Here is a 14,083-nt window from a genome sequence, read left to right as displayed (position 1 = left end):
CCCCCGGCGTCCCCGTCATCCACTCGGCCGACTACCTCGACCACCGCACACGGCTCCTCGCCGCCGAACACGTCACCGTCATCGGCTCCGGCCAGTCCGGCGCCGAGATCTTCCTCGACCTGCTGCGCGCCCGCCCCGCCGGCGCCGAGAAGATCCACTGGATCACCCGCACCGACGCCTTCGCGCCCATGGAGTACTCCAAGCTCGGCCTGGAACACTTCACCCCCGACTACACCCGCTACTTCCACGCCCTCCCCGAGCCCGTCCGCAACGAACTCGTCCCCCGCCAGTGGCAACTCCACAAGGGCATCGACGCCGAGACCATCGCCGCCATCCACGACGAGCTCTACCGCCGCACCCTCGACGGCGGCTGGCCCGACGCCGTCCTCACCCCCGGCGTCCGCGTCCGCACCGCCGGCCGCGTCGCCACCACCAAGGTCGAACTCCACCTCGAACACCTGCAGCAGTCCGCCCGCTCCCGCCTCACCACCGACGCCGTCGTCCTCGCCACCGGCTACCGCGAACGCCCCGTCGACCGCATGCTCGCCGGACTCGACCCCTACCTCCGCCACGACTCGGCCGGACGCGCCAGGATCGACGAGCAGTACCGGCTCGTCCTCGACGACTCCGTCACCGGCTCCGTCTACGTACAGAACGCAGAGAAGCACACCCACGGCGTCGGCGCCCCCGACCTCGGACTCGCCGCCTGGCGCAGCGCGACCATCCTCAACTCCCTCACCGGCAAGGACCCCTACCCGCTCCCGCGCCGCACCGCCTTCACCAGCTTCGGCCTGGAACGGCGAGAGGCGCCACGCATCCCGGCCCAGGGCCAGGCGCTGACGCCTCTCACACAGAACTGACCGCGCGGCGCGCGGCACCGCGCCGCGCCGATCACATGCCTAGAAGACCGGCACACCGTCCCGGGTCAGCTTCCAGTCCACCGAAGCGAACTGGCCCGGGTCGACCGTCCCCTTCGCCTTCACCCACTGGATGATCGTGTTGCGGATCTCGTCCGAGTTCGCCCACAGCTGCTTCGCGTTCGCCACGTGCGGGAACGCACCGCCACCACTGGCCCGGTAGTTGTTCACCGCCAGCACGAACTCCGCCGCCGGGTCGATCGCCTTCCCGCCGAAGGACAGGTTCACGATCCGCGACCCCACCGGCTTGGCGATGTCGATCTCGTACGTCACCCCGTACACGGCGTCGTAGTTGTAGTCCGGCGTTCCGTCGGCGTTCGTCAGCTTCGCCGTGTCCACCGGCGCGCCGGCCGGCGTCTGGACGTAGTAGCGCGCCGAGAACTCCAGGTAGTCCTTCACCTGGGCGCCCGTCATCAGACGCGCCTCCAGCGTGTTCTCGAAGACGTACAGCCCCGCCGCGTCCCGGATCGTCACCTGACCGGCCGGGATGGCCGCCGTACGGGAGAAGCACGACGCCTGGGACAGCACCGGCAGCCCGGCGTACGCGCCACCCGCCAGCGCCTCCTTCACCGTCTCCGCCTGGACGTGGTTGATCAGGTCGATGATCGGCTCGTCCTTCCACGGAGCCTCGACCGTGGTCATGGCCGCGGTCGACGCGCCGATGACCTGGTTGACGTACGCCACGACCTTCTTGTGCTCGTCCGCCAGCAGCCCCGTGATCTCCGGGTCCTCCGCCACCGTGTTGGAGTTCAGGACCTGCGCGGCCACCTTCTCGACCGTCCAGCGGCCCTTCTCCCACACCAGGTCGAAGTCGAACAGCGTCAGCCGCTGCCCCCACTTCAGCGGCTCGGACAGCACGACGTCCTTGCCGGTCTCCTTGTTCCTCACCCGGTACTCGGGGATCTCGGTGTGCGCGTGCCCGACGAGGATCGCGTCGATGCCCGGCACCTGCTCGGCGACGAGACCGGCCGCGTTCTCGACGTGCGGGAGCTGGTCACCGTACGAGGACGTCCCGCTGGAACCGGAGTGCGCCGACACCACGACCACGTCCGCACCCATCGAACGCAGCTTCGGCACCCACTTCGCCGCCTGCTCCTCCAGCCCCGGGAACACCATCTTCCCGGTGACGTTGGCCTTGTCCCAGATCGCGATACCGGGGTTGGTCAGGCCCAGTATCGCCACCGTCACGTCCCGGCCGTGCGGCGTGCACAGCCGGTGCATGCTGTACGGCGGGAACGCCGGCCGGAGCGTCTTCGCGTCCAGCGCGTTGGCCCCCAGCAGCGGGAAGTCGCACTGCTCCTCGAACTTGCGCAGCACCGGGATGCCGTAGTTGAACTCGTGGTTGCCCAGGGCCGCGGCGTCGTAGCCGATGGCGTTCATGGCCTGCGCCATCGGGTGGACCGGCCCGCCCTTGCGCGTGATCGGGTCGACCTTGGCGTAGTAGTACGACAGCTGGGTGCCCTGGATGGTGTCACCCGCGTCGATGAGCAGCGTGTTGCGGCGGCCCTTGAGCGCACGCACCTGGTCGACCAGCGTCGAGATCTTGGCGAGGCCGACGTCGTTGTGCGCCTTGTCGTCGAACTCCTTGTCCGTGAAGTAGTCCCAGTTGAAGACGTTGCCGTGCAGGTCGGTGGTGCCCATCACGGTGAAGGAGTACCGCTTGGCCGGCTTCGGGCGATGTCCGTGGGCCTGGGCGGGGGCGGCGACCCCCGCGGACAGGGCGGCTCCGGCCCCGACGACGGCGGAGGTCTCCAGGAACGTCCGACGGTTCAGCGGCATGTGTTCTCCTTGGTTCAGTGGTGCACAACGCGCGTAGATTCTGGCTCAGACCGCACGTCGGCAACAGACCTCCCGGGTTACGGAGTGGGAAAGTGTTCGGAAGCCGAGCCGCCGACCGCAGCAGGGAGCCCCCGTGACGACCGCACACCACCCGACCCCGGAAGCACCGCAGGTGACGGTCCGCGGAGAGGCACGCCTGGAGGTCGACCCCGAGATCGCCCGCATCGGGATCACCGTCAGCGCCCGCGGCACGGACCGCGCCGCCACCCTCGCCGACCTCACCCGCCGCAACGGCGAGGCCCTCGCCCTCGTCAGGTCCTACGGCGACGCCGTCGAGAAACTGGAGACCGGCGCCCTCTCCCTCGCACCCGAGCCCGCCCGCCACGGCCGGGGCGAACGCGTCCGCGCCTACCAGGGCCGCGTCCACCTCACCGCCGAGCTCAACGACTTCACCGCCCTCGGCGAACTCACCACCCGCCTCGCCGACCTCGACCAGACCCGGATCGACGGCCCGTGGTGGGCCCTGCGCCCCGACTCCCCGCAACACGCCGAGGCCCGCCGCCAGGCCGTGGGGGAGGCCGTCCTGCGTGCCCGCGCCTACGCCGAAGCCCTCGGCACCGGACTCGCCGCACTCCTCGAACTCTCCGACACCGGACTCGTCCCGCCCGCCGCGTCCATGGGCGGGGCGCGCATGTCGTTCGCGGCCGAAACCGTGGACACCCCGCCCCCCATGGACCTCGAACCCCAGCGCCAGACCGTCACCGCCGAGGTTGCGGCCCGCTTCACGATGAACCCGCCGAAGCTCTGAACCCCGCAAGGCGGCCCCTCTTCCCACCCCGCGGAACGCTCATCGGAGCACCCGCCCGCACATATTCAAGACTTGTCAACAACCTTTCACGCAAAGGTTGTTGGACAGTCATGCCGAGCCCGCTCACTACCCACCGGTAAGCCCTAGGCTCGAACCATGCGCCGAGCCAAAATCGTCTGCACCCTGGGACCCGCCACCGACACGTACGACCAGATCAAGGCACTGGTCGACGCCGGAATGGACGTAGCCCGGTTCAACCTCAGCCACGGCACCTACGCCGAACACGAGGAGCGCTACCAGCGCGTACGCAAAGCCTCCGACGAATCCGGCCGCAGCGTCGGCGTCCTTGCCGACCTTCAAGGCCCGAAGATCCGCCTCGGACGATTCCGCGAAGGCCCCGTACTCCTTGAACGCGGCGACGATTTCACCATCACCGTCGAACCCCACGAAGGCGACCGCCACACCTGCGGCACCACCTACGACGGACTCGCCACCGACGTCACCACCGGCGAACGCATCCTCGTCGACGACGGCCGCGTCACCCTCGAAGTCACCTCCGTCGACGGCCCCCGCGTCCACACCCGCGTCATCGAAGGCGGCATGGTCTCCGACCACAAGGGACTCAACCTCCCCGGAGTCGCCGTCTCCGTCCCGGCCCTCTCCGAGAAGGACATCGACGACCTCCGCTGGGCCCTCCGCACCGGCGCCGACGTCATCGCCCTCTCCTTCGTCCGCAGCGCACGCGACATCGACGACGTCCACCGCATCATGGACGAGGAAGGCCGCCGCCTCCCCGTCATCGCCAAGATCGAGAAGCCGCAGGCCGTCGAGAACATCGAGGAGATCGTCGCCGCCTTCGACGGCATCATGGTCGCCCGCGGCGACCTCGGCGTCGAAATGCCCCTCGAACAGGTGCCGATCGTCCAGAAGCGCGCCGTCAAACTCGCCAAGCGCAACGCCAAACCCGTCATCGTCGCCACCCAGATGCTCGACTCGATGATCGACAACTCCCGCCCCACCCGCGCCGAGGCCTCCGACGTCGCCAACGCCGTCATCGACGGCACCGACGCCGTCATGCTCTCCGGCGAGACCAGCGTCGGCAAATACCCCATCGAGACCGTCCGCACCATGAGCCGCATCGTCGAAGCGGCCGAGGAGGACGTCCTCGCCAAGGGCCTCCCCCCGCTCACCGAACGGAACAAGCCCCGCACCCAGGGCGGCGCCGTCGCCCGCGCCGCCGCCGAGATGGGCGACTTCCTCGGCGCCCGCTTCCTCGTCGCCTTCACCCAGTCCGGCGACACCGTCAAGCGCCTCTCCCGCTACCGCTCGCCCATCCCCCTCCTCGCCTTCACCCCCGACCCGGCCACCCGCTCCCAGCTCAACCTCACCTGGGGCGTCGAGACCTTCCTCGGCCCGCACGTCGACTCCACCGACGCCATGGTCGCCCAGGTCGACGAACAACTCCTCCGGATCGGCCGCTGCAACAAGGGCGACATCGTCGTCATCACCGCCGGCTCCCCGCCCGGCGTCCCCGGCTCCACCAACCTCGTCCGCGTCCACCACATCGGCGAGGACGACAGCCCGAAGGAGTGACGCCCGCGGCCCCGTCGCCGCACGACACCCCCGCCGGGCCGCCAAGGTGACGCCATGTCACACCACCTCAGCGGACCCCACCTGCGCTCCCCCCTGGACGACGCCCGCCTGGACCTCACGGACCTCTTCGCCTTCACGGTCCCCGGCGGGCGCACCGCCCTCATCATGAACGTCAACCCCCTCGCACCCAGCGGGGGCACCGCCTTCCACCCCGACGCCGTCTACCGCATCAACGTCGACACCGACGGCGACGACCACGCGGACATCGCCTTCAGCTTCACCTTCTCCACCCCCGCCGACGACGGTGAACAGACCCTCACCGTCCACCGCGCCACCGGCCCCGAAGCCCGCGCCCACGAGGCCGCCGGGACCCCCCTCTTCATCGACGCCCCCGTCTCCTTCGGCCGCGAACTCTCCGTCAGCGAGGCCTTCAACTACAAGGTCTCCGCCGGCCTGCGCAGCGACCCCTTCTTCGCCGACCTGGACGGCATCCTCGCCGACTTCCGGTGGACCGGCACCGACTGGGGAGCCGACAAGAACGTCTTCGGCATCGCCCTGGAAATGCCCGACTCCGAACTCGGCGACGACCCCGAGATCGGCGTCTGGGCCCGCGTCAGCGTCCACCAGGACGGCGACCTCGTCTCCGTCGACCGCGGCGCCCACCCCTCCCTCACCGCCTACCTCAACGCCGACGACGCCAAGGCCGCCTACAACGCCGGCGAACCCGCCGACGACCGGGCCACCTACCTCACCCCCTGGAAGGCGGCCCTCGCCCACACCGGCGGCTACACCCCCGAAGCTGCCGAGGAAGCCCTGCGCACCGTCCTCCCAGACATCCTCCGCTTCGACCGCACCCACCCCGCCGCCTACCCCAACGGCCGCGCCCTCGCGGACGACGTGACGTCCGCGCGCCTCGCGATGATCTCGAACGGCCGCATCCCCACGGACCACATCGGCCCCCACACGGACCTGCTGCCGCACTTCCCCTACCTGGGGACGCCGCACTAGGGCGCGTGCCAGGCGTCGCGGGGCCGGCGGGACCCTCGCAACACGCCCTGGATCCGGTCGCGGGCCCCGTCGTCAGTACTTGGGGCCCACGTGCCGGTCCATGAGGGCGACGGAGGCCTTGCGGGCGACGGAGACGTTGAGCGGTTCACCGTCGCGGGTGAGGGTCGTCCACCGCACGCCCACACGGTCGAGCGCGTCGCAGAACAGGCCGCGGATGTCGTGCGACCTGTTGGTGAACAGGTACCGGGGGTACTCGTAGCGCTTGGGCCGGCCGGCGACGAGCCGGGTCGTCCAGTTGGTGACCCGGCACCCGTCGGAGTGGACGAGGCCGCGGACGAACGCCCACGGATGCGCGTCGACGATCTCCCGCTGCCAGCCGTCGAGCACGATCCGCCGCTCGTGCTTCCGGCCCGGGCCGTGCTGGGGGAAGAGGCACGTCCAGTGCCGGCCGTAGCTGGTGACCATCACGCACCCCTGCTTCCGCAGGACGCAGACGCTGCCTCGGGGCCGGACCGACAGGATCGCCTCGCGGCACGCCTCGATCAGTCCGGGCCAGGCGTCCGCGCAGGCGATGCGGAGGTGGTGGCCGCCCCGGGGATGGTCGCTGATGCAGCCGTCGCCGAGGTAGAGCCCCAGGAGGTAGGAGTAGGCGGCGGGGTCGTCCGGTGGTCCCGGTGACGGGCGGCATCTCGGGCACGGTTCTGCCTGCGCGCCGATCCGCGGGAGGGGTTCGAGCCGCTCGCGCCAGGCGCGCACGGCCTGGCGGGAGATGCCGGTCTGCCGGCTCACCGCGTTGAGACTGTGTCCGGCGGCGATCAGGGCCAGGGCCCGCTTGCGCGTCTCGAGGTCGTACACGGTTGCGAGCCTGGCCGACGACGGCCTCGCCCGGTGCCCCGTCAGGAGGCGTTCACCGATGTGAGTGAAGGGCCGGCCCAGCGGGCGGCAACCTTGGATTCGAAGGAAAAGTGCCCCAGGTGGGATTCGAACCCACACTGTCCGCTGTTTGAGAGCGGCCTCTCTGACCAGTTGGAGTACTGGGGCCTTGGAAACGCAGGACCACGGAGGCCCTGCGGATCACCACTTTACAGGAGCTAGGTAGGCTCAGGGGAGCAGTACCTGCCCGCAACGAGGAGCCCCCGTGACCGCCCCCGAGTGATGTCCCAGCCCAAGCTGCTCATGCTCGACGAGCCCTCCATGGGCCTCTCCCCGATCATGATGCAGAAGATCATGTCGACCATCGCCACGCTCAAGGCCGAGGGCATGACCATCCTGCTCATCGAGCAGAACGCCCAGGCGGCGCTCTCGCTCGCGGACTACGGCTACTCGGTGGTCGGCGAGGCCGGCGACGGTGCCCGGGCCGTCGAGCTCGCCCGGGAGCACCGGCCCGATCTGGTGATCCTCGACGTCAAGATGCCCGTCCTGGACGGCATCTCGGCGGCCGAGAAGATCGCCGGCGAGTCCATCGCCCCGGTCCTGATGCTCACCGCGTTCTCCCAGCGCGACCTCGTCGAGCGGGCGCGGGACGCCGGCGCGATGGCGTACCTGGTGAAGCCGTTCAGCAAGAGCGACGTGGTGCCGGCGATCGAGATGGCGGTGTCGCGCTTCTCGGAGCTGAAGGCGCTGGAGCAGGAGGTCGCGGACCTCTCGCAGCGTCTGGAGACGCGGAAGCTGGTGGACCGTGCCAAGAGCGTGCTGCAGACGCAGTACGGCCTGACGGAGCCGGCGGCGTTCCGGTGGATCCAGAAGACGTCGATGGACCGCCGGATGTCCATGCAGCAGGTCGCCGAGGCGGTCATCGAGGACGCCGAGGAGAAGAAGGCCGCGAAGGGCCAGCAGTAGGAACGTGTGCGTCGCGCGTGTCCGCGACGCGAGGAAGGCCCGCCCCACAACGTTGTGGGGCGGGCCTTCCGTTCGTGTGGGCCGGGTGGCCTACTCCTCGCCGAGGTACGTCTTGCGGACGTCGTCGTCGTGGAGCAGGTCCTGGCCGGTGCCGGACAGCTTGATCTTGCCGACCTCCAGCACGTAGCCGTAGTCCGCGAGCGAGAGCGCCGCCTGGGCGTTCTGCTCGATGAGCAGGATGGTCATGCCCTCGGCCTTGAGCGTGGCGATGGTCGACATGATCTTCTGCATCATGATCGGGGAGAGGCCCATGGAGGGCTCGTCGAGCATGAGCAGCTTGGGCTGGGACATCAGGGCGCGGCCCATGGCGAGCATCTGCTGCTCGCCGCCGGAGAGGGTGCCGGCGGCCTGCTTGCGGCGCTCTCCCAGGATCGGGAAGAGGTCGTAGGCGCGCTCGACGTCCTTCTCGATGCCGTCCTTGTCCTTGCGGAGGAAGGCTCCGAGCTGGAGGTTCTCGGCGATGGTGAGGCGCGGGAAGATGTGCCGCCCCTCGGGGGAGTGGGCCATGCCGAGGGAGACGACCTTGTGGGCCGGGATGCCGTTGAGCTCCTGGCCGTCGAAGGTGATCTTGCCGCTGGTGGGCTTGATGAGCCCGGAGAGGGTGCGCAGGGTGGTGGTCTTGCCCGCGCCGTTGGTGCCGATGAGGCTGACGACCTGGCCGGCTTCGACGGAGAAGGAGATGCCCTTGACGGCCTCGATCTTGCCGTAGGCGACCCGGAGGTCCTCGACCTCGAGGAGTGCGGTCACTTGGAGTCTCCTTCCTTCTTGGTGCTGTCCGCGTCGTCGGACGAGGTCTCCGGGGTGGTGTCCGGAGTGTCGGCCGGGGCCTCGTCGGCCGGGGCTTCGGGGGCCTCGTCCTCGGGGGTCTCGTCCGTGGCGGTGTCGTCGGTGGCCTCGGTGGAGGTCTCCGGCTCGGCCGCTGCGCCGGCGGTCTCGGCGTGGGCTTCGGCGGCCTCGACCTCGGCGGCCTCGGCGGCGCCGGGGGCGCCTTCGAAGGGCTCGCCCAGGTAGGCGGCGACGACGCGCTCGTCGCCCTGGACGACCTCGGAGGTGCCTTCGACGAGCTTCTCGCCCTGGACCAGGACGGCCACCCGGTCGCACAGGTTGAAGATGAACTTCATGTCGTGCTCGATGACGAGGACGGCGATGCCCTTGTCGCGGATGGCGAAGACGAGTTCCTCGGTGGTGCGGGTCTCGTTCTGGTTCATGCCGGCGGTGGGCTCGTCGAGGAGGAGCAGGCCGGGGTCGCTCGCGAGGGCGCGGGCGATCTCGAGCTTGCGCTGCTCGCCGTAGGGCAGGTTGCGGGCGAGGTGTTCGGCCTTGTCGGCGAGGCCGACGAACTCGAGGAGTTCCATGGCTCGCTCGCGGGAGGCGGCTTCCGCCTTCTTGAAGCCGGGGCCGCGCAGGAGCGCGGACCAGAGGCCCTCCTTGGTCCGGGTGTGGCGTCCGACGAGGACGTTCTCCAGGACCGTCATGTTGGAGAAGAGGCGGATGTTCTGGAAGGTGCGGGCGATGCCGGCCTTGGTGACCAGGTGCGGCTTGGGCGGCAGCACGGTGCCCTTGTAGCTGACCTGTCCCTCGGTGGGGACGTACAGGCCGGTCAGGCAGTTGAAGAAGGTCGTCTTGCCGGCGCCGTTGGGGCCGATCAGGCCGACGATCTCGCCCTCGCGGACGGTGAGGTCGACGCCGCGGACGGCGGTGAGGCCGCCGAAGCGCATCGTGACGCCGCTGGCGTCCAGGACCGTGGCGGCTGTGGCCGTGGTGGTCGTGGTGGTGGTCGTCATGGCGTTCACGCCCCCGCCTTCGCGGTGCCGACGCCGGACTCGGCGGATTGCCGCTGTTCGGGCACGTCGGGCTGTTCGTCGTTCTCGTGGAATTCCAGCTGCGCCCGCTTGTTGGCGATGAGGCCTTCGGGGCGGAAGCGCATGAGGAGGATGAGGGCGATGCCGAAGCCGAGCAGCTGGTAGTCCTGGAGGAAGGACAGCTTGGCCGGGATCAGGAAGAGCAGTGCCGCGCCGAGGATCGGGCCGCGGACGGTGCCCATGCCGCCCAGGATGACGGCCGCGAGGAGGAACGCGGAGTTCGGCGGCACGGGGCCGGCGAAGACGTAGTTCTCGGGGACGACCGTGGTGTTGACGTGTGCCTGGATGGTGCCGGCGAGGCCGGCGAGGGTGGCGCCGAGGGCGAAGGCGATGAGCTTGACCCGGAAGCCGTTGATGCCCATGGCGGTCGCGGCGGTCTCGTCCTCGCGGATGGCGACCCAGGAGCGGCCGATGCGGCTGTTGGCGGCTCGCGAGAAGATCACGATGACCAGCGCCATCACCAGCAGCATGAGCAGGTAGTAGTTGGCGTAGGCACCGAGTTCGACGCCCAGGACGGTGTGGGACTCCCCGAAGTTGTAGCCGAAGAACTCCAGCTGCGGGATGTTCGGGATGCCGTTCGGGCCGTTGGTGATCTGCGGGCCGGAGACGCCGTCGAGGTTGCCCATGGCGATGCGGAAGATCTCTCCGAAGCCGAGGGTGACGATGGCGAGGTAGTCGCCGCGCAGGCGGAGTGTCGGGGCGCCGATGATGACGCCGAAGACGAGCGAGGCGAGCGCGCCGGTGAGGACCGCGGCCCAGAAGGGGAACTGGACCCCGAAGGCGGAGGAGGTGGCTCCGGAGACCAGGGCGGCCGTGTAGGCGCCGACGCCGAGGAAGGCGACGTAGCCGAGGTCGAGCAGGCCGGCGAGGCCGACGACGACGTTCAGGCCGAGGGCGACGGTCGCGAAGATGAGGATGTTGACCGCGATCAGGGTGTAGGTGTCGCCGCTCTGCTGGATGAACGGGAAGGCGATCGCGGCGGCCATCGTGGCGATGATCGTGACCTGGCGGTTGTTCGCGGTGATCGCGGAGACGCGTGCGACGAGCCCGGACTTGAGGAGGGCGGTCGAGGCGAATCCGACGATGATCAGGTACGCGATGAAGAGCTGGGGCTCGCTGTCCTCGGTGTCGATGCCGAAGGTGATCACGTAGAGGCCGAGTGCGAACACGGCGGCGATGATCAGGATTTCGGCCCAGGAGGGCAGTGCCTTGGCGGGGGCGGCCCGGCGGGTGTCGTCGGGCAGCTTGTACGCGGCGACGGCCGGGATGGCGGCGGCGACGACGGCGAAGCCGGCGCCGGGCTCGAGGTCCACCAGGGCGCCGAGTTCCCAGACGATGGAGATCGTCGTGAACAGGGTGGTGGCGAAGGTGCCGAGGGCCAGGATCCACAGGGCCTTGCGGGAGCCGGTGGGGGTGAGCCAGCCGAAGCCCTTGACGCCGAGCGCGGCGAGCGCGTGGACGGCGGTGAGGACGCCTCCGACGAGGGTGAGGAGCTGGAGCGGCGCCGGGTAGCCGTAGATCGTGAGGTCACCGGGGAAGTCGGTGGTCCACGTCCAGGCGAGGAAGGCGCTGACGATGGTGGCGACGGAGCCGCCGAGGATCGTGTAGAGCAGGCCGGCGGAGGTGGTGCTCTGCTTCGCCGGGGCGAGGGTCTGGGCCGTGGTGTCTGTGGTCATGGTTCTCACGCCCGATCCGCGACGCGCTCGCCGAGCAGGCCTTGGGGCCTGACGAGGAGGACGACGATGAGGAGTACGAACGCCCAGACGTTGGACCAGGCTCCACCGCCGAGCTGCTGCATGCCGGGGATGTCCTCGATGTAGGCGATCGAGAGCGACTCGGCGAGGCCGAGGACGACGCCGCCGACCATGGCTCCGTAGATGTTGCCGATGCCGCCGAGGACGGCCGCGGTGAACGCCTTGAGGCCGAGGATGAAGCCCATCTCGAAGTTGATCTGGCCCTTGTCGAGGCCGTAGGCGACGGCGGCGACGGCGGCGAACGCGGCACCGATGGCGAAGGCCATGACGATGATGCGGTCGGTGTTGATGCCCATCAGCTTGGCCGTGTCGGGGTCCTGCGCGGTGGCCTGCATGGCGCGGCCGCTGCGGCTCTTGGAGACGAAGACGCCGAGGGCGAGCATGCAGAGCGGGGCGAGCACGAGCACGAAGGCGTCGGCGCGCTGGATGGAGAGGCTCTCGGTGAGCTTGAAGGCGTCACCCTGGAACTCGGGGAAGCTGACGGCCTTCTTGGCGTCCGGGTAGAACTGCCAGACGAGCTGCTGGAGCGCGATGGACAGGCCGATGGCGGTGATGAGGGGGGCGAGCCGTGGTGCGCTGCGCAGCGGTCGGTACGCGAACCGTTCGGCTGCGGTGGCGACGGCCACGGAGGCGATCGCGCCACCGAGGATCATGAGCGGGATCGCCACCAGCAGGGAGGTGCCGCTTGGGAGAGCGGTGTAGGTGGTGAGGGCGCCAAAGCCGCCGATCATGAAGATCTCGCCGTGGGCGAAGTTGATGAGCTGGACGATGCCGTAGACCATGGTGTACCCGATGGCGATGAGGCCATAAAGGGCACCGAGGGCAAGGCCGTTGGCCAGCTGTTGCGGCAGTTCGTTCACCGCAGGGCCTCCGATGAGCGTGTCGGATAAGACTCCGCGCGAGGGCGCTGTTTGCGCCCTCGCGCGGCTTGGTTCATTTGGTCAGGACGAGGTCAGAGCGTGAGGACTACTGGTTGAAGGTGTCGCTCTTGACGTCGATCCACTTGCCGCCCTCGACCTTGTAGACCGTGAGCTGCTTGTTGGTGGTGTCGCCGAACTCGTCGAAGGAGACCTTGCCGGTCACACCGTCGAACGAGACCTTGCCGAGCGCCTCGGTGACCTTGGCGCGGGCGTCGGCCGGGACCTTGCCGTCGTTGGCGGCGACGACGGCCTTGACGGCCTGGATGATCGCCCAGCCGGCGTCGTAGGAGTAGCCGCCGTAGGCCGCGTACGCGTCCTTGTAGCCGGCCGCCTTGTAGTCGGCGATGAACTTCTTGGCGGTGTCGAGCTTCTCGACCGGGTAGCCGATCGAGGTGGCGAGGTCACCGTCGTTGGCCTCGGCGGACGCGGCGATGAAGGCCGGGTCGTAGATGCCGTCGCCACCCATGGTGGGGATCTTGGCGCCGGTCTTCTTGATCTGGTCGGAGAGCAGGCCGCCCTCGGGGTACTGGCCGCCGAAGTAGACGGAGTCGGCGCCGGAGGCCTTGACCTTGTCGGCGGTGGAGGAGAAGTCGGTCTCCTTCACGGTGACGTGGTCGGTGCCGACGACCTTGCCGCCGAGGCGGGTGAACTCGGCGGAGAAGATGGCCGCGAGGCCGGCGCCGTAGGTCTGCTTGTCGTCGACGACGAAGACCTTCTTCTTGCCGGCGTCCTTGAAGAGGTACTGGGCGGCGAACTTGCCCTGGACCACGTCGGTGGCGGCGGTGCGGAAGTAGGTCGGGAAGGGGCGCTTGAACTCGCCCTTGCCCCAGTTGTCGCCCTGGCTGAGCGAGGGGTTCGTGTTGGCGGGGGAGACCTGCGCGAGGTTGGCCGCCGCGAAGACACCCTGCATCTGCTGGGAGACGCCGGAGTTCAGCGGGCCGACGACGCCGAGGACGTCCTTCTTGCCGACGAGCTTGGTGGCGTTGGCCTGACCGGAGGCCGGGACGGCCTGGTCGTCGAGGGCCTCGATCTTGAAGGTGACCCCGGGGACCTCGTTGTTCTTGTTGGCGGTCTGGACCGCCAGGTCCACGGAGTTCTTGATGCCCTGGCCCAGCGCGGACAGCGAACCCGTGAGCGGCGCGTCGACGCCGATGACGACGGTCGTGGTGCCCTTCGAGTCGTTGTTGCTGCCGCCCTTGTCGTCGCGCGAACCGCAGGCGGAAAGGGTGAGGGCCCCCGTGGTGATCACGGTGGTGAGGATGAGCAAGGAACGACGTCGCACGATGAATCCTTTCCCTGGCGCGGCCCCCTCGAGCTGAGGCGGTGCCGTGAAGCTGTGTAGCTGGAGGTGCCGTTTGTGAGTGGCCGGGCCGTACTGGGGTGACTGGTGGTACTGGGCCGTGCAGCAGACCGTAGGGCTGGGTGTTCCCCTCCACCGGCATCGTGCCGACGACCCGCTCGGCGGACGCCTCGACGATCTGGACACCCATCCGGTTGCCGAGGTGCCCGGCCGAGAAGAGGGCCGGCAGGTCGACGCCGAGTG

General features: G+C 69.3%; 12 protein-coding genes, 1 tRNA gene and 1 pseudogene. 5 read left to right on the top strand and 9 right to left on the bottom strand.

Annotation, left to right across the window (positions count from 1 at the left end):
* The coding region (locus tag EAO71_RS10805; protein ID WP_147979219.1) for a SidA/IucD/PvdA family monooxygenase at positions 1-860 on the top strand (860 nt) is incomplete at its 5' end.
* Between the two features lie 39 nt (positions 861-899).
* Here EAO71_RS10805 and EAO71_RS10800 read toward each other — a convergent pair.
* Positions 900-2,696, bottom strand: coding sequence for a 5'-nucleotidase C-terminal domain-containing protein (locus EAO71_RS10800; RefSeq protein ID WP_147977523.1), 1,797 nt, complete (start codon positions 2,694-2,696; stop codon positions 900-902).
* 133 nt (positions 2,697-2,829) lie between these two features.
* Here EAO71_RS10800 and EAO71_RS10795 point away from each other — a divergent pair, with 133 nt between their 5' ends.
* From EAO71_RS10795 to EAO71_RS10785, 3 genes are all read left to right on the top strand, one after another.
* A complete protein-coding gene (locus EAO71_RS10795; protein WP_147977522.1) occupies positions 2,830-3,504 on the top strand; it encodes an SIMPL domain-containing protein in 675 nt (224 codons plus the stop codon).
* 156 nt (positions 3,505-3,660) lie between these two features.
* Positions 3,661-5,097: a pyruvate kinase gene (pyk, locus tag EAO71_RS10790; protein WP_147977521.1), complete on the top strand. Its 1,437-nt coding sequence runs from the start codon at positions 3,661-3,663 to the stop codon at positions 5,095-5,097.
* A 54-nt stretch (positions 5,098-5,151) separates the two neighbouring features.
* On the top strand, positions 5,152-6,105 hold the full coding sequence (locus EAO71_RS10785) for a DUF4331 family protein (protein WP_147977520.1): 954 nt from the start codon (positions 5,152-5,154) through the stop codon (positions 6,103-6,105).
* 72 nt (positions 6,106-6,177) lie between these two features.
* On the opposite strand, the gene EAO71_RS10780 is transcribed toward EAO71_RS10785, so the two are convergent.
* Both EAO71_RS10780 and EAO71_RS10775 read right to left on the bottom strand, forming a co-directional pair.
* Positions 6,178-6,960: a helix-turn-helix domain-containing protein gene (locus EAO71_RS10780; protein WP_147977519.1), complete on the bottom strand. Its 783-nt coding sequence runs from the start codon at positions 6,958-6,960 to the stop codon at positions 6,178-6,180.
* A gap of 111 nt (positions 6,961-7,071) precedes the next feature.
* Positions 7,072-7,146: transfer RNA gene (locus EAO71_RS10775), tRNA-Leu, on the bottom strand.
* Between the two features lie 114 nt (positions 7,147-7,260).
* Here EAO71_RS10775 and EAO71_RS10770 point away from each other — a divergent pair.
* Complete coding sequence (locus EAO71_RS10770; RefSeq protein ID WP_261992089.1) at positions 7,261-7,944, top strand: response regulator; 684 nt, start codon at positions 7,261-7,263, stop codon at positions 7,942-7,944.
* A 90-nt stretch (positions 7,945-8,034) separates the two neighbouring features.
* On the opposite strand, the gene EAO71_RS10765 is transcribed toward EAO71_RS10770, so the two are convergent.
* The 6 genes and pseudogenes from EAO71_RS10765 to EAO71_RS39985 all read right to left on the bottom strand — a co-directional run.
* Positions 8,035-8,751 carry an ABC transporter ATP-binding protein gene (locus EAO71_RS10765; RefSeq protein WP_147977518.1) on the bottom strand — a complete coding sequence of 239 codons (717 nt, stop codon included), beginning with the start codon at positions 8,749-8,751 and terminating at the stop codon, positions 8,035-8,037.
* Positions 8,748-9,788, bottom strand: a complete 1,041-nt coding sequence (locus EAO71_RS10760; protein WP_147979218.1) for an ABC transporter ATP-binding protein — start codon at positions 9,786-9,788, stop codon at positions 8,748-8,750. Before EAO71_RS10760 ends, EAO71_RS10765 begins: the two co-directional genes overlap by 4 nt.
* A gap of 5 nt (positions 9,789-9,793) precedes the next feature.
* Positions 9,794-11,542: a branched-chain amino acid ABC transporter permease gene (locus tag EAO71_RS10755; RefSeq protein ID WP_147977517.1), complete on the bottom strand. Its 1,749-nt coding sequence runs from the start codon at positions 11,540-11,542 to the stop codon at positions 9,794-9,796.
* 5 nt (positions 11,543-11,547) lie between these two features.
* On the bottom strand, positions 11,548-12,480 hold the full coding sequence (locus EAO71_RS10750; protein WP_147977516.1) for a branched-chain amino acid ABC transporter permease: 933 nt from the start codon (positions 12,478-12,480) through the stop codon (positions 11,548-11,550).
* Positions 12,481-12,586: 106 nt separating this feature from the next.
* Positions 12,587-13,822, bottom strand: coding sequence for a branched-chain amino acid ABC transporter substrate-binding protein (locus EAO71_RS10745; RefSeq protein ID WP_147977515.1), 1,236 nt, complete (start codon positions 13,820-13,822; stop codon positions 12,587-12,589).
* A gap of 34 nt (positions 13,823-13,856) precedes the next feature.
* Positions 13,857-14,083, bottom strand: a pseudogene (locus tag EAO71_RS39985) (thioesterase); the annotation flags it as partial.

The organism is Streptomyces sp. MS191 (assembly GCF_008042125.1).
In the GTDB taxonomy this organism is placed as follows: Bacteria; Actinomycetota; Actinomycetes; order Streptomycetales; family Streptomycetaceae; genus Streptomyces.
Note: the sequence above shows the minus strand (reverse complement) of the source record. Positions and strands in the feature narration are given on the sequence as shown.

Bases quoted from the DNA above. Each gene is read 5' to 3' on its own strand.
- EAO71_RS10800 (WP_147977523.1), bottom strand. From the start codon at position 2,696: ATGCCGCTGAACCGTCGGACGTTCCTGGAGACCTCCGCCGTCGTCGGG.
- pyk (WP_147977521.1), top strand. From the start codon at position 3,661: ATGCGCCGAGCCAAAATCGTCTGCACCCTGGGACCCGCCACCGACACG.
- EAO71_RS10785 (WP_147977520.1), top strand. From the start codon at position 5,152: ATGTCACACCACCTCAGCGGACCCCACCTGCGCTCCCCCCTGGACGAC.
- EAO71_RS10770 (WP_261992089.1), top strand. From the start codon at position 7,261: ATGTCCCAGCCCAAGCTGCTCATGCTCGACGAGCCCTCCATGGGCCTC.
- EAO71_RS10760 (WP_147979218.1), bottom strand. From the start codon at position 9,788: ATGACGACCACCACCACGACCACCACGGCCACAGCCGCCACGGTCCTG.
- EAO71_RS10755 (WP_147977517.1), bottom strand. From the start codon at position 11,542: ATGACCACAGACACCACGGCCCAGACCCTCGCCCCGGCGAAGCAGAGC.